Genomic DNA, 24,210 nt, shown 5'->3' with positions numbered 1-24,210 from the left:
CCGCCAGATCGAGAACTGAACTCAAGGAGCCGACAGCGCGCCGGCCAGCGAACCGCTCTGCACATCGACAGTGTCGAAACGTTGTCCCGGCCCCCCGGCACGTTCGAGATAGTCCTGATGGATCGCCTGAACGGTCTTGCGATCATCGAACTTCACCCGCCAACTGCTCGGCGAGCCCTGCCCGACGATTACCCCCTCTCGGTTACCGTAGAGTGGATGCCGCTCGCGGCCGAGCGGACTCATCCGAACGCGGTCGCCGCGGCACAGCGGAAGATCGGGTGGTGTTTGACTTGAACTGGCCATCCTAAGCCTCTTGTGTCGGCGCCTTGATGCGGAACCACGCGATGTACAGCGCTGGCAGGAACAACAGGGTGAGCACCGTGCCGACGATGATGCCGCCCATCATCGCGTAAGCCATCGGTCCCCAGAACACTTCGCGTGCGATAGGGATCAGCGCCAGGCTGGCCGCCGCCGCCGTCAGCATGATCGGCCGCATCCGGTGCTCGGTCGCTTCCACCACCGCATCCCAAGGTGGCCGTCCCTCGCTGCGGAGCTGCTCGATCTGCACGATCAGGATCACCGAGTTCCGGATCAGGATGCCGATCAGCGCCAGCACGCCGAGGATGGCGACGAAGCCGAGCGGCGCACGGCTCGGCAGCAGCGCCGCAACCACGCCGATCAGCGCCAGCGGCGCCACCGCGAACACCAGGAACAACCGCTGGAAGCTCTGCAGCTGGATCATCAGCACGGTGGCCATCACGAACAGCATGATCGGCACCACCGCGACGATCGGCGCCTGCGACTTGCCGCTCTCTTCGACCGCGCCGCCGACGGTGACCGAATAGCCGACCGGCAGCTTGGCGGTGAACTCGCCGACCGAGTGCTTCAGCTGCTCCACCACCGTCGCCGGCTGGACCTCGTCGACGACGCTGGCTTTCACCGTCACGGTCGGCAGCCGAGACCGGCGCCAGATCGTCGGTTGCTCCAGCTCGTAGCGGAATGTCGCCACCGCGGCGAGCGGCACGGTCTGGCCGCTCCCCCCGGACAATTGCAGATTGCGCAGCGTCTCGATCGAGCCACGCTCGGCGTCGTTGGCGCGGCCCACCACGTTGATCAGGTAAATGTCGTCACGCACCTGGGTGATGGTCGCACCGTCGAGGATGCCGTTGAGGGTCGAAGCGATGTCTTCGGAGGTGACGCCGAGCTGCCGTGCCTTGTCCTGCAGCACGTCGACTTTGATCACCCGCGCCGGCTCCATCCAGTCGAACACCACTTCGCCGAGATGCGGATTGGCCGCGACCTCGCCGGCGAGCTGCTGCGCGAAGCCGCGCACCTTGGCGATGTCCGGTCCGCTGACGCGGTATTGAACCGGCCGTCCCACGGGCGGCCCGATGTCGAGCAGTTTCACCAGAGCGTCGGTGCCCGGGAAGGTTTTGCGCAAGTAAGCCTGCAGCTCCGGCCGCAGCCGGTCGCGGTCTTCCAGACTCTTGGTCACGATCACCATCTGACCGAAGGTCGCGGTGGAGGGCTCGACATCGAACGACAGCACGAAGCGCGGCGCGCCCTGGCCCACATAGGTCGACCAATGATCGATCCCCGGCCGCCCCGCCAGCGCCTCGCGCTCGAACTTGGCCATCTGCGCATTGGTCTCCGCGATCGAACTGTTCTGCGGCAGGTTCCAGTCGACGATCAGTTCCTTGCGGTCGGAATTCGGGAAGAACTGCTGCTGCACGAAGCCCATGCCAACCAGCGACAGCGCGAAAGCCCCCAGCGTCAGGCCGATCGTCAGCCAGCGATGCTGCATACAGAAGCCGAGCGTCCGGCTGAACATCGTGCCGAACCGCCCCTTGGTCTCGTGATGCTGCTTCATCTTGTCCGGCAGGATGGTGACGCCGAGCAGCGGCGTGAACAGCACCGCGACGATCCAGGACGTCAGCAGCGACACCGCGATCACCACGAACAGCGTGAAGGTGAATTCGCCCGCCGCGCTGTTGTTGAGACCGATCGGAATGAATCCCGCCACCGTGACCAGCGTGCCGGTCAGCATCGGAAACGCCGTCGAGGTGTAGACGTGGGTCGCCGCTTTGGAGAGCGAGTCGCCGACCTCCAGCCGCGCCACCATCATCTCGACCGCGATCATCGCGTCGTCGACCAAGAGGCCGAGCGCGATGATCAGCGCGCCGAGCGAAATCCGCTGCAGCGAGATCCCCGAATAGGACATCACCATGAAGGTGATCGCCAGCACCAGCGGGATCGAGATCGCGACCACCAGGCCGGCGCGCATGCCGAGGCTGATGAAGCTGATCACCAGCACGATCGCCACCGCCTCGAACAGCGCCCGGGTGAAGCCGGACACCGCCTCGTCGACGATCTGCGGCTGGTCCGACACCAGATGCACTTCGGCGCCGACCGGCAGATCGGCGGAGATCCGCTTCATCTCCTCCTTCAGCGCCTCACCGAACTGCAGCAGGTTGGCGCCGGCTTTCATGCCGATGGTCAGCGCGATCGCCGGCTCGCCGTTGAAGCGGAACAGCGAGGTCGGCGGATCGACATAGCCGCGGCGGACGGTGGCGACGTCCGTCAGCGGAAAAAACCGGTCGTTGACCCGCAGATTGATCGCCTTGAGGCTTTCTTCCGAGGTGAACTGGCCGCTGACCCGGACGGCGATCCGCTCCGGCCCGGCCTGCAGCACGCCCGATGGCGTGATCGCGTTCTGCGCCTGCAGCGAGCTGACGATGGTGCGCTGATCGAGGCCGAGCGCCGCCACCTTGCGCGGGGAGAATTCGAGATAGATCACTTCGTCCTGCGCGCCGACGATGTCGACGCGGCCGACATTCGGCACCTGCAGCACCTTGGCGCGCACTTCCTCGACCTTGTCGCGGAGCTGGCGCTGGGTCAGGCCGTCGCTGGTGAACGCGTAGATGTTGCCGAACACGTCGCCGAAGCGATCGTTGAAGGCGGGGCCGACCACGCCCTGCGGGAAGTCGCCCTTGATGTCGTTGATCATGTTGCGCACGCGCACCCAGGTGGGCTGCACGTCGCGCGCCTTGGTGGTGTCGCGCAGATTGACGAACACCGTGGTCTCGCCGGCCGTGGTGATGCTCTTGGTGTAGTCCAGCGACTCCAGTTCCTCGAGCTTCTTTTCGATCCGGTCGGTGACCTGCCGGGTGGTCTCCTCGGCCGAGGCGCCGGGCCACTTCGCCTGGATCACCATGGTCTTGATGGTGAACGCAGGGTCTTCCTCGCGGCCGAGGTCGAGATACGAAAACAGACCGGCCGCCATGAAGGCGATCATGAAGTACCAGACCAGCGAACGGTGCTGCAGCGCCCAGTCTGAGAGATTGAACGACTTCACGGCGTGACTTCCCGTTCGAACCGGACCATTTGGCCTTCCTGCAGATGATGGACGCCGGCGGTGACGATCCGCATGCCGGCCTCGAGTCCATCGGTGACCAGAACTGTGCCGTTGTCGCTCGGCGCGACCTGCACGCTGCGCTTAGCGACCGATCCCTTGGCGGTGTCGATCATCCACACGCTGGCCTGATCGCCCTCGCGCAGGATCGCGGTCGCCGGCAGGCGGAAGCCGCGGCTCGGCTTGCCGGGGATCAGCGTGGTGATCGTGGTGCCGAGCCGGAACGTCTCGGGCGGATTGTCCAGCGTGATGCGAACACGCCGCGCGCGGGTGACCTGATCGGCCTGCGGCGCGATCTCGCGCACCTTGCCGTCGACCCGAACGCGCGGATCGAGCTGCAGCGCCACGGTGAGCGGCGTGCCGATCTTCAGCATGCCGACCAGATCTTCGGCGACGTCGATCACCGCCTCACGAATGTCGGGCCGAGCGACGGTCGCGACCATCTGGCCGGGATTGACCACCTGACCGACCTGCGCGCCGACCGCGGTGACGACGCCGGCATACTGCGCCTCGATCTTGGTGTAGCTCAGTTGCTCGCGCGCCTTGGTCAGCGCCGACTGGGCGCGGACCACCGCAGCCTGCGCGGCGGCGTCGCCCTGCTCGGCGCTGTCGAGCGTCGCCTTGGTGGTGGCGCCGGTCTCGATCAGCGCGCGTTGCCGGTTGGCGGTGCCGCTGGCGTTGACGAGCTGCGCCTGCGCGGTCGCCAGATCGGCCTGCGCCGAGCGCACCGCGAGTTCGGCCGCGAACGGATCGACCGCCGCCAGCGTCTGGCCCTTCTCGACGACGTCGCCGATATTGACCGGACGGGCGATCAGCCGGCCGAGCATGCGAAAGCCGTAGTCGGTCTTGAACTGCGGCTCGACGGTGCCGACGACGGCCAGATTGGTCGCCTGCAGCGGCGCGATCACCGTCGACAGCACCGGCCGGATCACCGGCTTGGTCTCCGACTTGTCTTCGCAGCCAGCGACGAGCAGCGCTGCCGCGATCACCGCAACGATCCGTGGCGCGCTCATGCGGCGCCTCCCGCTTCGGCGACGACCTGCCCGGGCCGCAGCATCTTGCCGCCATCGACCACGACGCGGTCGCCGACCGACAAGCCTCGTCCGATCACGATCGAGTTGGTCTCGTAGCGTTCGACGGCCACGCTTTTCAGGACAACCTGATGCGTCTTCGGATCGACCACCCACACCGCTGAGCCGCTCTGGTCGGCGGTCAGCGCGCTCCACGGCAGCACGATCTTGTCGACTGCCCGGCTGTAGCCTTCGCCGACCACGACACTCCCGAGTGTCATCTCGGGCGGCGGGTTTTCGATCGACAGTTTGACGCGAACCGAACCGGTCTTCGGATCGACGGTCGGCGAAATCTCGCGCGGCTTGGCGAGCGCCGTGACCGCAGGATTCGACACCAGCGACAGCTTGATGGTGTCGCTGCCGACCGGGATCAGGAAGATCGCCTCATAGACGTCGAACACCGCGTCGCGGGCGCCGTCTTCGGCCAGCGTGTAGGCCGACTGCGCGGACTGCGCGACCTGCCCGACCTCGACGTTGCGTGCGGTGATGATGCCGGCGGCGCTGGCGCGCAGTTCGGTATAGCCGAGCGCATCCTTGGCGATGCCGAGTTGCGCCTTGGCGGTGTCGACCGAACCTTCGGCCGCGCGCAGCCCCTCCTGCGCCTGATCATAGGCGACGCGGGTGGTGAAGCCGGACGCCATCAACGTCTTCTGGCGTTCGTAGGTCGCGGTGGCGAGACGGAGCTGGGCTTCGGCGGCCGTCAGCGCCGCCTGGGCGCCGACCAGATCGGCGCGCTGTTCGGTCGGATCGAGCCGCGCGAGCAGATCGCCGGCGTTGACGTGAGCACCGACGTCGACCAGCCGCTCGACCACCCGGCCACTGACCCGGAACGACAATTCGGTGGAGACACGCGCCTGAACGTCACCGGTCAGCCGGATCACGGTGCTGCGGGGCTGGGTATGGACCACCTCGGTCTTCACCAGCGTCACCGGGCGTTCCCGCCTGGCCTCCTCGCCGCACCCCGCCAGGGAGGCGGCAACCATCAGCAGCACCACGGGTCTGAGCCAAAGCATCAGGAATTCGCCCATTCGATCAAGAGCATTGCAGTGCAATATTATTGACTGACTAGAAAGTCAATAGTAAAAGTACCAGCAGGAGTTCGCCCCATGCCGCCTGCCGTGACCAAACGCGCCCGACGCAAAGCCGAGCGCCCCTCGGAAATCCTCGACGCCGCGTTCGAGGAGTTTGTGCTGCACGGCTATTCGGCCACTCGGCTGGAAGACGTCGCCGCGCGCGCAGGCGTGACCAAGGGCACGATCTATTTTTACTTCGACACCAAGGAGCGGGTGTTCGAAGAGATGGTCCGGCACAAATCGCACTCGTTTCTGCCGGGCCTGAAGGACTACGCGCTCACCCTCCCCGGCTCGGCCACCGAACGGCTGCGCGGCTTGATCGCCTTCACCTATGGCCACATTGCGGAGAACCGCGAGTCGCGCGAAATCCTGCGCTTCCTGATCGCCGAAGGCGGCCGCTTTCCCGATCTGGTCGACCGTCACTACGAGGAATTCGTCGCGCCGATCATCGATCAGTTCAGGGCAGTTATCGACCAGGGCGTCGCCGCCGGCGAATTCCGCAATGCGCCCGCCGCAGGCTTCACCGAGATCGTGATGAGTCCCGCGTTGCTGCTCAGCCTGTGGTCGCTGCTGTTTGGCTCCCGCAAGGAGTTCGATTTCGTCGCCTTCACCGAAGCCAGCGTCGATCTGCTGCTGCGCGGCCTGGCGAAAGATTGACGCATCACGCGCGACACGCGTGTGATGATCCATCCAAGCCATGCTTGCTCGGAGGCTTTTCTGAGGCGGCAGGCGCACTATCTACAGCCTTCACATCGTCAGGGCTGTCTCCATGAAGAAGATCGGTTTTCTCTCGTTCGGCCATTGGTCGCCGCAGTCACGCACGCGTTCGGCCGCCGATGCGCTGCTGGAGACCATCGATCTGGCGCAGGCCGCCGAACAGCTCGGCGCCGATGGCGCCTACGTTCGCGTGCACCATTTCGCCCGGCAACTCGCCTCGCCCTTCCCGTTGCTCGCCGCCATCGGCGCCAGAACCAAACGCATCGAGATCGGCACAGCCGTGATCGACATGCGCTACGAGAATCCGCTGTACATGGCCGAGGACGCCGGCGCCGCCGATCTGATCGCCGGCGGCCGGCTGCAGCTCGGCATCAGCCGCGGCTCGCCCGAGCAGGTGATCGATGGCTGGCGCTATTTCGGCTATCAGCCGGCCGAGGGCGAAAGCGACGCCGACATGGGCCGCCGCCACGCCGAAGTGCTGCTCGACCTCTTGCGCGGCCAGGGCTTCGCGCAGCCCAATCCGCGGCCGATGTTTCCAAACCCGCCCGGACTGCTGCGGCTCGAGCCGTATTCGGAAGGCCTGCGTGACCGGATCTGGTGGGGCGCCGGCTCCAACGCCACCGCGGTGTGGGCCGCCAAGCTCGGCATGAATCTGCAGAGTTCGACGCTGAAGAACGACGAGACCGGCGAGCCGTTTCACGTTCAGCAGGCGGCGCAGATCCGCGCCTATCGCGACGCGTGGAAACAAGCCGGCCACACCCGCACGCCGCGCGTTTCGGTCAGCCGCAGCATCTTCCCGCTGGTCGACGACCGCGACCGCGCCTATTTCGGCCGCGAAGGCCACCAGCAGGATCAGATCGGCTATCTCGACGAACAGACCCGCGCGATCTTCGGCCGGTCTTACGCGGCCGAGCCCGACGCGCTGATCGAACAGCTCAAAGCCGACGAAGCGCTCGCCGAAGCCGATACGCTGTTGCTGACGATCCCCAATCAGCTCAGCGTCGATTACAACGCCCATGTGATCGAGGCCATCCTCACCCACATCGCGCCGGCGCTCGGCTGGCGCTGATTCGCACGGTGCGTCCGCAACGCTGATGTGCGTGCATAACACCTGCGGAACCGCCGCGGGTGCTCGACGCGGCGCGCCCAGGTTGTTAAGCCCCCTGCTCGCGAAAGGAGACCTCGGGCCGAGCCATGACCGTTGCGATCGAAATGGGGCAAACCAATTCAGGCGCAACCGCGGCTCTCGATCTCGAGGAACTGCTGGCGACGCGGCTGTTGGTGCAGGGCAATTCCGGCTCGGGCAAGTCGCATCTGCTGCGCCGCCTCCTTGAGCAGAGCGCGCCCTGGGTGCAGCAGGCGATCATCGATCCCGAAGGCGACTTCGTCACGCTGGCGGAGCGATTCGGCCATCTCGTCATCAACGCCGAAGACCACACCGAGCGCGGCCTGCAGGTTGCCGGCGAGCGCGCCCGCATCCACCGCGTCTCGGCGGTGCTCAATCTCGAAGGCCTGGACGCCGAGAACCAGATGCGCCGCGCGGCGGCGTATCTCGACGGCATGTTCAACACCGCGCGCGACCATTGGTATCCGATGTTGGTGGTGGTCGACGAAGCGCAACTGTTCGCGCCCGCCGTCGCCGGCGAAGTGTCCGACGAAGCGCGCAAACTGTCGCTCGGCGCGATGACCAATCTGATGTGCCGCGGCCGCAAGCGCGGCCTGGCCGGCGTCATCGCCACCCAGCGCCTCGCCAAGCTCGCCAAGAACGTCGCGGCCGAAGCCTCGAACTTCCTGATGGGCCGCACCTTCCTCGACATCGACATGGCCCGCGCCGCCGATCTGCTCGGCATGGAGCGGCGGCAGGCCGAAGCGTTTCGCGATCTCGAGCGCGGCCAGTTCATGGCGCTTGGGCCCGCACTGTCGCGCCGGCCGCTCGGCTTGCGGATCGGGCCGACCGAAACCCATCCACGCAACTCGACGCCGCGCCTGATGCCGCTGCCGGAAGCGGGCTTGGAAGATGCGCGCGCCGTGATCCTCGCAGCGCCGCCGCCGGAGACCACGGCAACGCGGCCGCAGCGCCGCGCCCCAGCGCCGGATCTGCTCAGCCAGTTGATGGCGGCGAAGTCGGTCGCGATCGACACCACGCCAGAGCCCGAGGCGCCGCCGCTCAGCGACGAGCAGATCGCCGAGCGCCGCGATCGGCTCGACCGCATCCTGCGCGCGATCCTGGCCGAGCCGGATGCCGGCTTCCGCGCCATCGGCGTGCTGTATCAGGAGTTCGTGGTGCGCTGCCGGATCGAAGGCCTCGCCACCGCGATCCCGGACATGACCGAATTTCGCCGGATGCTGACCCACGCCCGCGCCGGCCTCACCACCGAAATGGCCGCCGACGATGCGTGGCAGGACGTGACGCTGCGCGCCTCGACCCTGCCCGACGATATGCAGGGCGTGTTCATGATCATCGCCCGCGCCGCCAAGGAAGGCTGGCCCTGCCCCGGCGACGCCGCGATCGCGCGGGCCTACGGCACCCACTCGCTGCGCCGCGCCCGGCGCCTCCTGACCTACATCGAAGAACAAGGCCTGATCGTCTGCCAGTTCGACGGTGCCGGCCGCCGCACCGTGACGCTGGTCGAACTCGCCTGGGCCACCGCCCCCGGCGATCCCAACGCGCCGGACGATCTGCCGATCGAAGACGAACCGCGCGCCGCCTCGGCGTGAGCCCCGTCGCCCTACCGCCTAGAAAACGGTTCAAGTCGGCGCGCCGATTTGCGATACGAGAGGCAATCGCAGTTTCGCCGATGCCAGGAGGATCGCCATGAAGACACGGGCCGCCGTTGCGTTCGAGGCCAAGAAGCCGCTCGAAATCGTCGAGCTGGATCTCGAAGGGCCGAAGGCCGGCGAGGTGCTGGTCGAGATCAAGGCCACCGGCATCTGCCACACCGACGCCTACACGCTCGACGGCTTCGATAGCGAAGGCATCTTCCCGTCGATCCTCGGCCACGAAGGCGCGGGCATCGTGCGCGAAGTCGGCGCCGGCGTCACCTCGGTGAAGCCGGGCGATCACGTCATCCCGCTGTACACGCCGGAATGCCGGCAGTGCAAAAGCTGCCTGAGCCAGAAGACCAATCTCTGCACCGCGATCCGCGCCACCCAGGGCAAGGGCCTGATGCCGGACGGCACCTCGCGGTTCAGCTACAAGGGCCAGACCATCTATCACTACATGGGCTGCTCGACGTTCTCGAACTTCACCGTTCTGCCGGAGATCGCACTCGCCAAGATTCGCGAGGACGCGCCGTTCGACAAGAGCTGCTACATCGGCTGCGGCGTCACCACCGGCGTCGGCGCGGTGGTCAACACCGCCAAGGTCACGCCCGGCTCCAACGTCGTGGTGTTCGGCCTCGGCGGCATCGGCCTCAACGTGATCCAGGGCGCCAGGATGGTCGGTGCCGACAAGATCGTGGGCGTCGACATCAATGACGACAAGGAAGAATGGGGCCGCCGCTTCGGCATGACACATTTCGTCAACCCGAAGAAAATCGACGGCGACATCGTCCAGCATCTCGTCGGGCTCACCGACGGCGGCGCCGACTACACGTTCGACTGCACCGGCAACACCAATGTGATGCGCCAAGCACTGGAAGCGTGCCATCGCGGCTGGGGCGTCTCGGTGGTAATCGGCGTCGCCGAAGCCGGCAAGGAAATCTCGACCCGCCCGTTCCAGCTCGTCACCGGCCGCGTCTGGAAGGGCAGCGCCTTCGGCGGCGCCCGCGGCCGCACCGACGTGCCGAAGATCGTCGACTGGTACATGAACGGCAAGATCGAAATCGACCCGATGATCACCCACGTGCTGAAGCTCGAAGAGATCAACAAGGGTTTTGATCTGATGCACGAAGGCAAGTCGATCAGGTCGGTGGTGGTGTTCTAGAGCCTTTCATCACCTGATCGAAGCGGCCCCGGATATCTAGCGAAAGGGCGAACAGCTTCCACGTCATTGCGAGCCAACGGGTCCGGCCTCTGGCCGGCCCGATGACAGGCTCCGCGAAGCAATCCAGTGGCTCGATGCACTGAGCTGGATTGCTTCGTCGCTTCGCTCCTCGCAATGACGGAGCCATTGTCTTGCGGCCAGCCCGAACTCACGACGTCTGGCTCTCCTGGGACGAAAGCGGCCAAAGTCCTCTTCGTCCCTCACCGCCCTGCCTCGCCGGAAAACATCAGTTCGAGCTGTGCCTCGAACAGCCCCGCGATGTCGACCGGGTGGTCGCGATCGATCAGCTGGTTGTTGAGAATGCCCATCCACACCGGCGCGATCAGCAAATGCGGGTGGCGTATCAACCGATCATCGGGCAGTTCGCCGCGCCGGCGCGCCACCGGCGCCAACCGTTTGATCTGGTCGAGCACCGGATCGAACATCTCGCGGCGATAGATCTCGACCAGCGCCGGAAACCGCACGCCCTCGACGATCACCAGCCGCGCGATCGCCGCCCGCCCCTTGCGCTCGATCTCGCCGAGCGTGATCAGCAGCGTCCGGCGCAGGAACGCCTGCACGCTCTCGTCGCGCCCGCGCCTCTCCTCCAGGATCTCGCCGAGCGCGCCGACCAGCTCCTGCTGCACCACGCCGGCGAACAGCGCTTCCTTGGTGGCGAAGTAACGATACGGCGTGCCCTTGGCGACGCCGGCGCGCTGCGCCACGCTGGCGATGGTGGCATCGGCAAAACCCTTGTCGAGAAACTCCGCGAGTGCCGCCCGCACGATGCTCGCTTTGGTTTGCGCGGTCTTGTCCGGGCTCGGCCCGCGCGCGACCCGTTTGGAACGAGCCGCCGCATTGCTGGTCAGCGTTTTTGCGGACGTCTGTTTGGACTTAGGCATGGTCGCGTCCTGAACGATGAAGCTCGGCATAATTCTCGCGGGTCGTCATCTTGACATAAAATGACCCCATGGTCATTTATGTAAAGGTCGCGCCAGATACCAGCCCTTTTCACCCGAGAAGGCGCCGCGCACCCCTCCTTTCGGAATCTAGGATTTCCGCCGATGTCGCTGCCCGACGAGCAGCAATGGCTGTTTGCGTTCAAGACGTTCGCCGCTGCGATGCTGGCGATGGCGATCGGGCTGTGGCTCGATCTGCCGCGGCCGTATTGGGCGGTGGCGACGGTCTACATCACCTCGCATCCGCTCTCCGGCACGACGCGGTCGAAGGCTGTGTTCCGCGTCCTCGGCACGTTGATAGGCGCCTGCGTCGCCGTGGCGATCGTTCCTAATCTTGCCGGCGCGCCGCCGCTGCTGGTGCTCGCGATCGCGCTATGGTCGGCGCTGTGCATCTACGTGTCGGTGCTCGACCGCTCGCCGCGCAGCTACGTGGCGATGCTGGCGGGCTACACCACCGCGCTGATCGGATTTCCGACTGTCGATACGCCGAACCAGATCTTCGACATCGCGCTGGCGCGGACCGAGGAGATCGTGCTCGGCATCACCTGCGCCGCCGTGGTCTCCAGCGTGGTGTTTCCACGCTCGGTCGGCCCGCTCGCGGCGCAGCGCGTCAAGGCGTGGTTCAAGCACGCCCATGCCAGCGTCCGCGACGCCGTCAGCCTGAACAAGAGCCCGGCGGCAGAAACCCATCGTCTGCAGGTCGCCGCCGACTCCGCCGACATCGAAAACCTCGTCACCTTCCTCAGCTACGACACAAATCTCGACCAGAGCGCGACACGTTGGATCAAGCAGTTGCAGCCGCGCATGCTGCTGTTGTTGCCGGTGATGTCGTCGGTCGCCGATCGCCTCGACGAGTTGCAGCCGCTGGGCGGCCCTTCGGCCCCGGTCGCGGCACTGGTGGAGCGCACCCGCGTCTGGATGGAAGGCGACGAGCCCGGTGACGCCGCGGTCCGCGATGCGCTGCTCACCGACGTTCAGGCCGAGATCGATCGGCACCCGCATCGCGCCGCGTGGCGCGACCTGCTCGAACTCGGACTGCTGATGCGGCTTCGGGATCTGCTTAACATCCAATCCGACTGTATCGCGCTGGCGACGGCGACCACCGGAAATGCCACCACGCTCGATGCGCCCTTGCACTATCCGATCGAACAGCATGTCGCGGTGGTGAAGCATCAGGACCACGGCATGGCGCTGCTCGCCGCGTTCGTCACGCTGTTCACCGTGATCACCTGCTGCACCTTCTGGATCGTGTGCGCCTGGCCGGCCGGCGGCACCGCCGCGATGATGGCGACGGTCGGCACCAGCCTGTTCGCCGCGCGCGACGATCCGTATCCGTCGATCGTCGGTCTGACCAAGTGGACCATCGTGGCCGCTTTTGCTGCGGCCGCCTATCTGCTGCTGATCCTGCCGGCGGTGCACAATTTCGAGAGTCTGGCGCTGGTGCTGGCGCCCGCCTTCATTCTGTACGGCGTGCTGATGGGCGCGCCCGCGACCTATCCGATCGGCCTCGGCCTCGCCGTCAACACCGGCAGTCTGATCGCGCTGCAGGAGATGTACACCTTCGATACCGCGAGCTTCCTGAACTCGACTGTGGCGGTGGTCACCGGCACCGGCCTCGCCGCGCTGGTCACCGCGGTGCTGCGGCCGGTCGGCGCCGAATGGAGCGCGCTGCGCCTGATCAACGCGAACCGCGCCACGCTGGCGCAGGCCGCCGATATCAGCAGCGAGAACCAGCGCGCCAGCGTCGCGGGCCTGATGATCGACCGCATGATGCTGCTGGCGCCCCGCGCCGCCGCCGCCGGCCACACCATGCCGGAAGCGCTGCGCGAGCTGCGCGCCGGCTTCAACATTCTCGACCTGCATCGGGCGCGGCTTGAGCTGTCGCGCGGCGCCCGTCGCCGGCTCGAGCTGCTGCTGATCCGGCTGGAGCGGCACTACGCGTCGGCTTCGATAGCGCCGCCGTCCGGACTGCTCCGAACCCTCGACCGCGCCCTCGCCGCGGTGCGCGACGAGCCGAGCGGCACGGCGCGGCGCGCGGTGCTCGGCCTCGTCGGCCTGCGCCGCTGCCTGTTTCCGACCGCGAAGCCGCCGCGCCTCACCCTTCAGGAGGCCGCCTGATGACTGCTGAACTCAACATCCTCGGCGTGTTCGTGCCGACCATCCTGATCTGCGCCGCCGCGGCCTTCATTCTCACCAGCCTGGTGTCGCGCCTGCTGGTGTGGCTCAACTTCTATCACCTCGTCTGGCATCACACCTTGTTCAATCTCACCATCTTCGTCGTCATCGTGTTCGTCGCTCTCGGTCTGGTTTCGGGGTGGCCGCAATGAAAGGGCCAGCCATGGGAAAAACTCCGCTTCTGCTCGTCCGCCTCAGCGTCACCACGCTCGGCGTGCTGGTCGCCGCACTGATCGGCTGGCGGCTGTGGGTGCACTACGAGATCGAGCCGTGGACCCGCGACGGCCGGGTTCGCGCCGACGTCGTCGCGGTGGCGCCGGACGTCTCCGGCCTGGTCTCCGAGGTGCTGGTCGTCGACAACCAGGTGGTGAAGAAAGGCGACATCCTGTTCCGGATCGATCGCGAGCGCTTCACTCTGGCGCTGCGTCAGGCCGAAGCCGCGGTCGAAGGCCGCGTCGCCGCACTCGACGCCGCCAACAAGGATCTGGCGCGCTATCGCAATCTCAGCAGCGACGCCGTCACCGAGCAGAAGCGCGAGCAGGTCACCGCCACCCAGGCCGAGGCCCAAGCTGCGCTGCATCAGGCAATCGCCGATCGCGACCTCGCCAAGCTCAACCTCGACCGCTCCGAGGTCCGCGCTCAGGTCGGCGGGCTGATCACCAATTTCGATCTTCGGCCGGGCGCCTATGTCAACGCCGGCAGCGGCGTTGCGGCGCTGATCGATCAGGCGACCCTGCACGTCGATGGTTACTTCGAGGAAACGAAACTGCCGTCGATCAAGGTCGGCGACCATGCCGAAGTCCGGCTGATGGGCGAGCGCAGCCCGCTTTATGGTCACGTTCAGAGCATCGCCGGCGGCATCGAGGATCGTGACCGCAGTGCCGGCGCCAAGCTGCTGCCGAACGTCAACCCGACCTTCAACTGGGTGCGGCTGGCGCAACGCATCCCGGTGCGCATCGCGCTCGATCAGGTGCCGCCCGACGTCCGCCTCGTGGTCGGCCGCACCGCCACCGTGGTGATCGAGCGCCGCGGCGGCTGACCGCGCTGCACGACCTATCTTCCGTCATTCCGGATTGCGCGCTCTTGCGTGCAAGTCCGGAATCCATAGTCCCTGGACTCGCGGTGACGCACGGCGGCGGCGAAGCTCTGCCAAAAAACAAAAGCCGGTGGTTATGGATTCCGGGCTCGCACTGCGCGCGCCCCGGAATGACAAAGGATGGATTGTACTTGTGGTGAAGATTCCGGGCTCGCTCACTGCGTGAGCGCCCCGGAATGACGAAAAAGAGGCTGCGCTACTCGCCCTCGACCGTGCCACCGGCAAAATTGCGATACAGGAAGCGATCGCTGCCGGACGCGGCCTCCGCTTCTGCAGTCTTGAAGATGCGCTCGTGCAGCGGCGATAGCGCGCAGGCTGGGTCGGTCGCGGCGGCATCGCCGGCCAGCGCGAAGGCCTGACAGCGGCAGCCGCCGAAATCAATCTCCTTGAAGGCGCAGCTGGCGCAGGGCCGCTGCATCCATCCGGTGCCGCGATAGCGATTGAACGCCTCGGCGTTCCGCCAGATCTCGGCGATCGACGCGCCACCCCTAACGGACGGAAAGTCGAGCCCAGTGATGGTTTCGGCCGCATGGCACGGCAGCACCTTGCCGCTCGGTGAGATATTGAAGAATTGCCGGCCCCAGCCACCCATGCATTTCTTCGGCCGCGCCGCGTAGTAGTCCGGAATCACATAGTCGATCGCCAGCACGCCTTTCAGCCGCTCGCGTGCCGCCTCGACCGTCGCGGTGCAATCCTCGATCTGCTGTAATGTCGGCATCAGTGCGGCGCGGTTTTTCAGCGCCCAGCCGTAATACTGCACATTTGCGACTTCGAGCCGGTCGGCGTCGAGCTGCACCGCCATCTCGATGATGTCGGGCAGCAGGTGCAGGTTCTGCCGGTGCATCACCGCATTGACGGTGAGTGGCAGATCGAGCTCGCGGGTCCAGCGCGCCACCTCGAGTTTCTTGGCGTGCCCGCCGGCAAAGCCGGCGACGCGGTCGGCGATCTCTGCCTCGCTGCCCTGAAAACTGATCTGCACATGCGCGAGCCCGGCATCGGCCAGCGCCGCCAGCCGCTCGCGGCTCAGCAGCACCGCGGAGGTGATCAAATTGGTGTAGAGCCCGACCTCGGTGGCGTGACGCACCAGCTCGACCAGATCCTTGCGCGCGGTCGGCTCGCCGCCGGAGAAATGCACCTGCAGCACGCCGATGCTCGCAAGTTCGCTGAGCACCCGCTTCCACTCGTCGGTCGACAGCTCCGCCCCGCCCCGCTCCAGCTCCAGCGGATTGGAGCAATACGGGCATTGCAGCGGGCAGCGATGCGTCAGCTCCAGCAGCACGGCGAGCGGAATGCCGAAGGTCTCGGCGACGCTGCCGGGCTTCTCCAGCACGGCGATGCCATCGGTCGTCGCAACGCTGGTAGCAGTCTCGGTCACGGCGCGGTCTCCCGCGCCTCGGTGAGAAAGCCCTTGTCGGCGAGATCCTGCAGCATCGCGATCACGTCGCGGCCGATCTCGGCGCGGCCCGCGGCGTACTTCGCCGCCAGCGCATCGATGATCGCCGCCACATCGCGCGCGCCGTCGCAGAGCTGCAGGATTTCGACCGCGATCTCGTCCGGCGCCAGCACCCGCTCCGGCGCCAGGATTACCCAGCGCTGCCTTGTATCGTCGAACTTCAGACGGGCGTGCCGCGGCAGCACCGGGCGGCTCGCCTCGCTGACGCTGATGCGGCGCGGCGCCATCGGCTCAAGACCCTTGCGGCACGAACGCGCCGGGCGGGATGTGGCCATCGACATAGGCGTGATGCAGCGCGTCAAGCTGCGCCCACAGCACGTTGGTCTTGAAGATCAGCGCGTTGCACACCGCCTCGCGCTCGGCCGGGGTGGTGGCGTGCTGCTTGACGTAAGTCAGCGCAAAGTCGGCATCGCGCGGCGCCTGCTCCAGGCGGCGCTTGAAGTAGCTCATGATCTCTGGGTTGACGAAGTCGTAATGCGCCAGCATCCCGGAGATGCGCTCCTCGTGCAGATTGGGCGCGAACAATTCGGTGAGCGACGATGCGATCGCTTCCAGCGGTGTGCGGTCGCGAACAAAATGCACATAGGCGTCCACCGCAAACCGTGTCGCCGGCAGAATGCCTTGGGTGGACTCGACATAAGCGCTGTCGAGGCCGAGCCCTTCGGTCAGTTTCAGCCAGCGCTCGATGCCGCCTTCGCTACCAAGATCGCCGTCGTGATCCTCGATGCGATGCCGCCACTCGACGCGGGTGGCGCGGTCGCGAAATCGCGAGATCACCACCGCGTCCTTGATCGGGATCGAGCTCTGATAATAGTAGCGATTCAGCGCCCAGGCCTGCACCTGGCCTTTGTTGAGCTTGCCGCCGTGCAGCAGGCGATGAAACGGATGTAGATTGTGATAGCGCGCGGCGCCGATCTGGCGCAGCGCCGCTTCCAGCTCATCGGCATTCGCGAGCGGCGCGGCGCCGTTCAGCGAAAACGCGGTCATCGCATTCACAGCGTCACCTCCGTGCCGTCCGCCGGGATCTGCCAGCCGGCCGCTTCGATCTGCCCGCGCTCGGCCGAGCGAGTCAGCAGCGCCGGGTTGGAATTGTTGATATGGACGAACAGCTTTTGCCCGATGCCGAGATCGGCCAGCGCCGCGATCGCGCCATCGTGGCCCGCCATCGCGATGTGTCCCATCGCCTGTCCGGTCTTGGTGCCGAGGCCGGCCGCGATCAGTTCGTCGTCGCGCCACACCGTGCCGTCGAACAGAACCAGCGGCGCGCCGGCGAGCCGTGCCTTGAGATCGTCGGTAACGCGCGCACACGCGGTCAGCACGTGCACCGTCTGGCCTGCCGCTGTCTCGGTGATGGTCAGGCCGAGCGTATCGCCCTCGCCGTCTGCACCGCCGGGATGGGTCTGGCCTTCAAGATACCACGCGCCCTTCCCAGGCACCGTAAAGGCGGTCACCTCGAGGCCGGACGGCGCGCCGTCCGGCAGCCGAAGGGCGAACGGCTGATCGACCGCAATCGGATGTCGCGCCACCAGTTTTTCGTTCAGCACGTTGAAGATGCTGTTGGCCTTCAGGATCGCCAGCACCTTGGCGTGTGCATAGATCGTGAACGGCGAGCCCTCGCGCATCGACAACAGGCCAGCGACCGCATCGACTTCGCCATTGGTCAGGATCACACCGGCGATCGGGCTGTGGCGCAGCGCGTCGGCGCGCGGATGCAGGTGCGGCGTGGCGATGATCTGCTGGCGTAAATCCGGGGCGGCGTTGATCAGGAACCAGTGGGCGCCGTCTGCACTGAGTGCCACGGACGCCTGGGTACGGCGAAGTTCGGGATCGGCAAAGGCCGCGCGGCAGACCGGACAGCCGCAATTCCACTGCGGCACCCCGCCGCCGGCTGCGGCGCCGAGAACGATCACCCGCAGCATCGACCGCCTTCCACTCAAGTCTTCAACGACGACTCACGAACGCTCACCGTCGCGACCGACAGAGACTGCCGGCCGCGCCGTGTGCCGTCGTCACAACGAAGCTGCGATTCGATTACTTGCGCGCCGCGCAGGCGTACATGTTGATTTCCATGCCGACCGCGATCTCGACGATTTCCGGTTTCTTCCAGGCCATGAGGTCCTCCCGATTTGCTGGTCTGATGCCGCAATGGAGTGAGGATAGGTCTGCTTCCTAACCCGCGCAAGCAAACAGCGTTGCGCGGTGCAGCGATCACTCCGCGGTGAAGCGGCGTCCGACCAAGGCGGTGCGTCCGGGCCTAATCACGCCTCACCGCGCCAAACCGCCCGGCCGCTGTGGTCGCCAGCCCCCCGGCAGTCCCAGCGCTTGGCATGCCAGAACGTCCCGCGAACACTCCGCGAACGCACAAACTGCCTTGAGAACGCCTTGACCGCTTGGCATCTGGTATGCCAGAGCAAGGCAACGGTGGCCCCGGGGCCGCCAGAGGAACTCCATGATCGCGCGTGCCCGCCCCACTCCGAACGAGACGCCCACCGAGCCCGAGCTCGGCATCATGCGACTCGCGCCGGAGACCAGCTTCAAGACCAAGGCCTATGAGGCGCTGAAGCAGGCGATCCTGAAAATGGACATCTACACCACGCCCGAGCCGGTGATGCTCGACGAGCGCGCGCTGTCGGACAAGCTCGGCGTCAGCCGCACGCCGATCCGTGAAGCGATCGCGATGCTCGAACAGGAAGGCCTGGTGAAGGCGGTGCCGCGCCGCGGCATCATCGTGGTGCGCCGGACCAAAGCCGAGATCGTCGACATGATCCGCGCCTGGGCGGCGCTGGAGAGCATGGCGGCGCGGCTGATCACCATCGTGGCGCGCAAGCGCGACATCGCGGCGCTGCGCGACGTGTTCAAAGAGTTCGGCGCCGACCGGCTGCCGCAGGATCACATCGACGAGTATTCGCGCGCCAACATCGTGTTCCACCAGACGCTGATCTCGCTGAGCGAGTCGCCGGTGCTGGTGGACATGACCAACGACATCTTGATCCACGTGCGCGGCTATCGCCAGCTCACCATCGGCCGCAAGGAGCGCATCGCCGCCTCCCTGCCCGAGCATCTGGCGATGATCGAGGCGCTCGAAACCCGCGACACCGAACTCGCCGAGAAGCTGGCGCGCGATCACACGCTGCGGCTGGCAGCTTACGTCGAGACTCACGGCCAGGAGCTGTTCGCCTGACGACCGCCTATCCACGTCATAGCGAGCCGAAGGCGAAGCAATCCAGGACGCAAGCACGGGCCGCTGGATTGCTTCGCAGCTTCGCTCATTGCAATGACGAACTGAGAACTAACCTCGACAAGACATTGAACACCACGGAGTAACCAGATGACCAAGGCGCTCGACGGCGTTCGCGTTCTCGACTTCACCCATGTCCAATCCGGCCCGACCTGCACGCAGCTCTTGGCGTGGTTCGGCGCCGACGTGATCAAGGTCGAGCGTCCTGGCAGCGGCGACATCACCCGCGGTCAGCTGCAGGACATCCCGAAAGTGGACAGCCTGTATTTCACCATGCTGAACCACAACAAGCGGTCGATCACGCTCGACACCAAGAACCCGAAGGGCAAGGAGGTGCTGACCGCGCTGATCCGCACCTGCGACGTGCTGGTGGAGAATTTCGGCCCGGGCGTGCTCGACCGCATGGGCTTCACCTGGGAGAAGATCCAGGAGATCAACCCGCGGATGATCGTCGCCTCGATCAAGGGCTTCGGTCCCGGCCCGTATGAAGACTGCAAGGTGTACGAAAACGTCGCGCAGTGCACCGGCGGCGCCGCTTCGACCACCGGCTTCCGCGATGGCCTGCCGCTGGTCACCGGCGCGCAGATCGGCGACAGCGGCACCGGCCTGCATCTTGCGCTCGGCATCGTCACCGCGCTGTATCAGCGCCACCACACCGGCCGCGGCCAGCGCGTCACCGCCGCGATGCAGGACGGCGTGCTCAATCTCTGCCGCGTCAAGCTGCGCGATCAGCAGCGCCTCGCCCACGGCCCGCTGAAGGAATACAGCCAATTCGGCGAAGGCATCGAATTCGGCGAAGCGGTGCCGCGCGCCGGCAACGATTCCGGCGGCGGCCAGCCCGGCCGGATCCTGAAGTGCAAGGGCTGGGAGCAGGATCCCAACGCCTACATCTACGTCATCACCCAGGCGCCGGTGTGGGAGAAGATCTGCGACGTGATCGGCGAGACCGGCTGGAAGACCCATCCGGACTACGCCACGCCGCCGGCGCGGCTGTCGCGGCTGAATGAGATCTTCGCCCGGATCGAGCAGTGGACCATGACCAAGACCAAGTTCGAGGCCATGGAAATCCTCAACGCCGACGACATCCCCTGCGGCCCGATCCTGTCGATGAAGGAGATCGCCGAGGATCAGTCGCTGCGCGCCACCGGCACCATCGTCGAGGTCGATCACCCGGCCCGCGGCAAGTACCTGTCGGTCGGCAATCCGATCAAGCTGTCGGACTCCCCCACCGAGGTGAAGCGCTCGCCGCTGCTCGGCGAGCACACCGACGAAATCCTGCGTGACGTCCTCGGCTACAGCGACGCGCACGTCGCCGAGATCCACGATTCCGGCGCGACCGCTCCGCCGCGCAAGCAAGCGGCGGAGTAATTGCTGCATCGCATTCGCCGCGCCCGAACACCACGGGCGCGGTCGGACTAACTCGTCCGCATGTCATAACAAGTCAGGTTGTTATTTCCCTCCTTGCGCCTTGTGATTAGCACGATCACAATGGCGACGGTACGGCTCCCGACAGAGGCGCCGGCTCACGGAGGAAACATGACGGACACTGTGCATGGAGTGCCCGCCGCTCAAACGCGGCGCGTGAGTGAAAGCTATCGCTGGACGCAACTCGCCATCGGCGTCGGCGCGATGGTGATGATCGCCAACTATCAATACGGCTGGACGTTCTTCGTCCCCGACATTCAGAAAACCTTCGGCTGGGACCGCGCCTCGATCCAATGGGCATTCACTCTCTTCGTATTGTTCGAGACCTGGCTGGTGCCGATCGAAGGCTGGTTCGTCGACAAATACGGGCCGCGTCTGGTGGTGCTGATCGGCGGCATCCTGTGTGCGATCGGCTGGGCGATCAACGCGCATGCGACGACGCTGTCGGGCTTCTATCTCGGCATGATCGTCGCCGGGATCGGCGCCGGCGCGGTGTACGGCACCTGCGTCGGCAACGCGCTGAAATGGTTTCCCGACAAACGCGGCCTGGCGGCCGGACTGACGGCGGCGGGTTTCGGGGCCGGCTCGGCGCTCACCGTGGCGCCGATCCAGGCAATGATCCGCGACTCCGGCTTTCAGACCACCTTCATGTATTTCGGTCTCGGCCAGGGCATCGTGATCGTGTTCCTGTCGCTGCTGCTGCTCGCGCCGAAGCCGGGACAGGTGCCCTCTCCCACCCGCAACGCCAACGTGTTCCAGACACGGCGCGACTACCGGCCGACCGAAGTCCTGCGACAGCCGGTGTTCTGGCTGATGTACTTCATGTTCGTGATCGTCGGTGCCGGCGGGTTGATGGTCACAGCCAATCTGAAGCCGATCGCTGCCGACTGGAAGATCGCCGACACGCCCGTCACGTTGATGGCGATGACGATGACTGCGGTGACGTTCGCGGCCACGTTCGATCGCATCCTCAACGGCCTGACGCGGCCGTTCTTCGGCTGGGTGTCGGACAAGATCGGCCGCGAGAACACGATGTTCATCGCGTTCGGGCTCGAAGGCATCGGCATCTACACGTTGCACATCTTCGGGCACGATCCGGTGTGGTTCGTGCTGCTGTCGGGCTTGGTGTTCTTCGCCTGGGGCGAGATCTACTCGCTGTTCCCGTCGACCTGCACCGACACGTTCGGGGCGAAGTTCGCCGCCACCAATGCGGGGCTGCTCTACACCGCCAAGGGCACGGCGGCGCTGCTGGTGCCGTTCGCCAATTCGCTACAGCAATCCAGCGGCAGTTGGGATCTGGTGTTCCTGATCGCGGCGGCCGCCAACATCCTGGCGTCGCTCTTGGCACTACTGGTGCTCAAGCCGTGGCGGCGCAGCGTCGTCGCCAAAAGCGAAATGGTTTGATCGGCGCGGCGGCGACGTCCGCGCCACAGGCCAATCTGGTATCACCGCGGCGTGGCCGAACGGCCACGCCTGTCTTGTCGTCTGTCTGATGGGAAATCGCATGAAGATCTGTATCTATGGCGCCGGCGCAATCGGCGGTTATCTCGGCGTTCAGCTCGCCCGATCCGGCGCCGCCGACGTCAGCCTGGTGGCGCGCGGCGCGCATCTGCAGGCGATGAAGGAAAACGGGCTCAAGCTGCTGATCGAGGGCGAAGAGCGGGTGATCCAGCCCAACGCCACCGACAAGCCGGCCGATCTCGGCGTGCAGGACGTCATCATCATCTGTCTGAAGGCGCATTCGATCACCAGCGCGATCGACGCGATGAAGCCGCTGCTCGGCTCGCACACCCGCATCGTCACCGCCGTCAACGGCGTGCCGTATTGGTACTTCCACAAGCATGGCGGCGCCGAATTCGAAGGGCGCACGCTGGAGAGCATCGATCCCGGCGGGCGGCAGTGGAACGAACTCGGCCCTGAGCGCGGCATCGGCTGCATCGTCTATCCGGCGACCGAGATCGAAGCGCCCGGCGTGATCCGCCACGTCTATGGCGACAAATTCCCGATCGGCGAGCCGTCGGGCGAAACCACGTCGGACGTCGAGAACCTGTCGAAGGTGTTCGAAGCTGCCGGGCTGAAAGCGCCGATCCTCGATCGCATCCGCGACGAGATCTGGCTGAAGCTGTGGGGCAATGTCTGCTTCAATCCGATCAGCGCGCTCACCCATGCGACGCTCGACGTAATCGCGTCCGATCCGGCCACCCGCGCGCTGTCGAAGGCGATGATGCTGGAGGCGCAACAGATCGCCGAGACCTTCGGCGTCAAGTTCCGCGTCGACGTCGAACGCCGCATCGAAGGCGCCCGCAAGGTCGGCGCCCACAAGACCTCGATGCTGCAGGACCTGGAACGCGGCCGCCCGATGGAGATCGATCCGCTCGTCACCGTGGTGCAGGAGATGGGCAAGATGACCGGCATCCCGACGCCCGCGATCGACGCCGTGCTCGGCCTCGTGATCCAGCGCGCCAAGGTGGCGGGGCTGTACTGACGGTTCACCGTCCCACACCCCGTCATTCCGGGGCGCTCGCGCCAGCGAGCGAACCCGGAATCCCGAGGTTGTTAGCAACGAAGCCTCTCCCCGTCATTGCGAGCGCAGCGAAGCAATCCAGAAGCGCCGGGCACGGAGCTGGATTGCTTCGTCGCTACGCTCCTCGCAATGACGCTGAAAGAGCTTCAGTTATCGGAACGACAAAGGAGACCATCGCCGTGACCAAATGGGTTCGCTTTCGCGCCAAGGGCGCGGTCGGGTTCGGCACGATCGCGCATTCCGATATCACCGTGCTTGACGGCGACATGTTCGGCGCCAACAAACCGACCGGGCAGACGCTGCAGCTCGGCGATGTCGAGCTGCTCAGCCCATGCGCACCCGGCAAGATCATCGGGCTGTGGAACAATTTTCGCGCGCTCGCTGCGAAACTGAACCAGTCGATTCCGGCGGAGCCGTTGTACTTCCTCAAAGCCACCACCAGCGTCGCGGCGCACGGTGCCGTGGTGAACCGTCCCGCCTCCTACGACGGCAAGGTGGTGTACGAGGGCGAACTCGGCATCGTGATCGGCAAGCGCGCCAGCAACATTTCCGAAGCCGATGCCGCGTCGCACATCTTCGGCTACACCTGCGTCAACGACATCACCGCCGCCGACATCCTCAATCGCGATCCGAGCTTCCCGCAATGGGCGCGCGCCAAGAGCTTCGATGGCTTCGGTCCGTTCGGCCCGGCGATAGCCACCGGGCTCGATCCGCAGGCGCTATCGATCCGCACCATCCTCAACGGCGCTGAGCGGCAGAACTATCCGGTCGCCGACATGATCTTTGCTCCGCACAAGCTCGTCAGCCTGTTGTCGCACGACATGACGCTGGAGCCCGGCGACCTGATCTGCTGCGGCACCTCGGTCGGCGTCGGCGTGATGAAGGAGCCGGTCAACGCCGTCACCATCGCGATCGAAGGCATCGGCGAACTGCACAACGAATTCCGCCAGACGGCGAAAGCCTGACGCTCTCTCGCCACACACACGTCATTCCGGGGCGCGCGAAAACGCGAACCCGGAATCCCGAAGTTGTTTTCACGACGCCGAGATTCCGGGTTCGCTCGCTGGCGCGAGCGCCCCGGAATGACTCGGTGAGATGACGCTC

22 protein-coding genes are annotated in these 24,210 nt (G+C 65.9%); 12 read left to right on the top strand and 10 right to left on the bottom strand.

The window, feature by feature from the left end; all coding sequences use genetic code 11:
* Positions 1–21 precede the first annotated feature (21 nt).
* From DY468_RS01505 to DY468_RS01490, 4 genes are read right to left on the bottom strand one after another with little or no spacing between them, the layout of a single operon-like run.
* Positions 22–303 carry a hypothetical protein gene (locus DY468_RS01505; RefSeq protein ID WP_164601720.1) on the bottom strand — a complete coding sequence of 94 codons (282 nt, stop codon included), beginning with the start codon at positions 301–303 and terminating at the stop codon, positions 22–24.
* 1 nt (position 304) lies between these two features.
* On the bottom strand, positions 305–3,355 hold the full coding sequence (locus tag DY468_RS01500) for an efflux RND transporter permease subunit (protein WP_164601718.1): 3,051 nt from the start codon (positions 3,353–3,355) through the stop codon (positions 305–307).
* Complete coding sequence (locus DY468_RS01495; RefSeq protein WP_164601717.1) at positions 3,352–4,425, bottom strand: efflux RND transporter periplasmic adaptor subunit; 1,074 nt, start codon at positions 4,423–4,425, stop codon at positions 3,352–3,354. Before DY468_RS01495 ends, DY468_RS01500 begins: the two co-directional genes overlap by 4 nt.
* Positions 4,422–5,510, bottom strand: coding sequence for an efflux RND transporter periplasmic adaptor subunit (locus DY468_RS01490; protein ID WP_164601715.1), 1,089 nt, complete (start codon positions 5,508–5,510; stop codon positions 4,422–4,424). The genes DY468_RS01495 and DY468_RS01490 overlap by 4 nt, the downstream gene beginning before the upstream one ends.
* Before the next feature lie 78 nt (positions 5,511–5,588).
* Here DY468_RS01490 and DY468_RS01485 point away from each other — a divergent pair, with 78 nt between their 5' ends.
* The 4 genes from DY468_RS01485 to DY468_RS01470 all read left to right on the top strand — a co-directional run bounded on the left by DY468_RS01485 (position 5,589) and on the right by DY468_RS01470 (position 10,197).
* Complete coding sequence (locus DY468_RS01485; protein ID WP_164601713.1) at positions 5,589–6,212, top strand: TetR/AcrR family transcriptional regulator; 624 nt, start codon at positions 5,589–5,591, stop codon at positions 6,210–6,212.
* A gap of 112 nt (positions 6,213–6,324) precedes the next feature.
* Complete coding sequence (locus tag DY468_RS01480; protein WP_164601711.1) at positions 6,325–7,341, top strand: LLM class flavin-dependent oxidoreductase; 1,017 nt, start codon at positions 6,325–6,327, stop codon at positions 7,339–7,341.
* A 125-nt stretch (positions 7,342–7,466) separates the two neighbouring features.
* Entirely contained in the window at positions 7,467–8,990 is a 1,524-nt protein-coding gene (locus DY468_RS01475; protein WP_164601709.1) for a helicase HerA domain-containing protein, read from the top strand.
* Positions 8,991–9,087: 97 nt separating this feature from the next.
* Positions 9,088–10,197: an S-(hydroxymethyl)glutathione dehydrogenase/class III alcohol dehydrogenase gene (locus tag DY468_RS01470; protein WP_164601708.1), complete on the top strand. Its 1,110-nt coding sequence runs from the start codon at positions 9,088–9,090 to the stop codon at positions 10,195–10,197.
* A 260-nt stretch (positions 10,198–10,457) separates the two neighbouring features.
* On the opposite strand, the gene DY468_RS01465 is transcribed toward DY468_RS01470, so the two are convergent.
* A complete protein-coding gene (locus DY468_RS01465; protein WP_164601706.1) occupies positions 10,458–11,138 on the bottom strand; it encodes a TetR/AcrR family transcriptional regulator in 681 nt (226 codons plus the stop codon).
* Positions 11,139–11,300: 162 nt separating this feature from the next.
* Here DY468_RS01465 and DY468_RS01460 point away from each other — a divergent pair, with 162 nt between their 5' ends.
* Genes DY468_RS01460 through DY468_RS01450 form a run of 3 tightly spaced genes read left to right on the top strand, consistent with a single transcriptional unit; the run spans position 11,301 to position 14,409 of the window.
* Positions 11,301–13,313, top strand: a complete 2,013-nt coding sequence (locus tag DY468_RS01460) for an FUSC family protein (RefSeq protein ID WP_164601704.1) — start codon at positions 11,301–11,303, stop codon at positions 13,311–13,313.
* Positions 13,313–13,522 (top strand): DUF1656 domain-containing protein, encoded by a 210-nt coding sequence (locus tag DY468_RS01455; protein ID WP_011157507.1) that lies wholly within the window; start codon positions 13,313–13,315, stop codon positions 13,520–13,522. The genes DY468_RS01460 and DY468_RS01455 overlap by 1 nt, the downstream gene beginning before the upstream one ends.
* Before the next feature lie 11 nt (positions 13,523–13,533).
* Positions 13,534–14,409, top strand: coding sequence for an efflux RND transporter periplasmic adaptor subunit (locus DY468_RS01450; protein ID WP_164601703.1), 876 nt, complete (start codon positions 13,534–13,536; stop codon positions 14,407–14,409).
* A 253-nt stretch (positions 14,410–14,662) separates the two neighbouring features.
* On the opposite strand, the gene pqqE is transcribed toward DY468_RS01450, so the two are convergent.
* The 5 genes from pqqE to pqqA form a co-directional block, all read right to left on the bottom strand.
* The gene (gene pqqE, locus DY468_RS01445; protein WP_164601701.1) at positions 14,663–15,841 is read right to left on the bottom strand and encodes a pyrroloquinoline quinone biosynthesis protein PqqE; all 1,179 of its coding nucleotides are present in this window, start codon (positions 15,839–15,841) and stop codon (positions 14,663–14,665) included.
* Positions 15,838–16,146 carry a pyrroloquinoline quinone biosynthesis peptide chaperone PqqD gene (gene pqqD / locus DY468_RS01440; protein ID WP_164601699.1) on the bottom strand — a complete coding sequence of 103 codons (309 nt, stop codon included), beginning with the start codon at positions 16,144–16,146 and terminating at the stop codon, positions 15,838–15,840. Before pqqD ends, pqqE begins: the two co-directional genes overlap by 4 nt.
* Before the next feature lie 4 nt (positions 16,147–16,150).
* Positions 16,151–16,915: a pyrroloquinoline-quinone synthase PqqC gene (gene pqqC / locus DY468_RS01435; RefSeq protein WP_349644225.1), complete on the bottom strand. Its 765-nt coding sequence runs from the start codon at positions 16,913–16,915 to the stop codon at positions 16,151–16,153.
* Positions 16,912–17,838, bottom strand: coding sequence for a pyrroloquinoline quinone biosynthesis protein PqqB (gene pqqB / locus DY468_RS01430; RefSeq protein WP_164601695.1), 927 nt, complete (start codon positions 17,836–17,838; stop codon positions 16,912–16,914). Before pqqB ends, pqqC begins: the two co-directional genes overlap by 4 nt.
* A gap of 112 nt (positions 17,839–17,950) precedes the next feature.
* Positions 17,951–18,031 (bottom strand): pyrroloquinoline quinone precursor peptide PqqA, encoded by an 81-nt coding sequence (gene pqqA, locus DY468_RS01425; RefSeq protein WP_013503240.1) that lies wholly within the window; start codon positions 18,029–18,031, stop codon positions 17,951–17,953.
* A 337-nt stretch (positions 18,032–18,368) separates the two neighbouring features.
* Here pqqA and DY468_RS01420 point away from each other — a divergent pair, with 337 nt between their 5' ends.
* The 5 genes from DY468_RS01420 to DY468_RS01400 all read left to right on the top strand — a co-directional run bounded on the left by DY468_RS01420 (position 18,369) and on the right by DY468_RS01400 (position 24,071).
* Positions 18,369–19,100: a GntR family transcriptional regulator gene (locus DY468_RS01420; protein WP_164601693.1), complete on the top strand. Its 732-nt coding sequence runs from the start codon at positions 18,369–18,371 to the stop codon at positions 19,098–19,100.
* A 147-nt stretch (positions 19,101–19,247) separates the two neighbouring features.
* Complete coding sequence (frc, locus tag DY468_RS01415) at positions 19,248–20,525, top strand: formyl-CoA transferase (RefSeq protein WP_164601691.1); 1,278 nt, start codon at positions 19,248–19,250, stop codon at positions 20,523–20,525.
* Positions 20,526–20,693: 168 nt separating this feature from the next.
* Positions 20,694–21,986, top strand: coding sequence for an oxalate/formate MFS antiporter (gene oxlT, locus DY468_RS01410; RefSeq protein ID WP_164601689.1), 1,293 nt, complete (start codon positions 20,694–20,696; stop codon positions 21,984–21,986).
* 100 nt (positions 21,987–22,086) lie between these two features.
* Positions 22,087–23,067 (top strand): 2-dehydropantoate 2-reductase, encoded by a 981-nt coding sequence (locus tag DY468_RS01405; protein WP_164601687.1) that lies wholly within the window; start codon positions 22,087–22,089, stop codon positions 23,065–23,067.
* 218 nt (positions 23,068–23,285) lie between these two features.
* Positions 23,286–24,071 (top strand): fumarylacetoacetate hydrolase family protein, encoded by a 786-nt coding sequence (locus tag DY468_RS01400; protein WP_164601685.1) that lies wholly within the window; start codon positions 23,286–23,288, stop codon positions 24,069–24,071.
* Positions 24,072–24,210: the final 139 nt, after the last annotated feature.

The sequence above is a fragment of the Rhodopseudomonas sp. BR0M22 genome, from assembly GCF_010907035.1.
Lineage (GTDB): Bacteria > Pseudomonadota > Alphaproteobacteria > Rhizobiales > Xanthobacteraceae > Rhodopseudomonas.
This window is presented reverse-complemented; position numbering and strand designations above follow the sequence as displayed.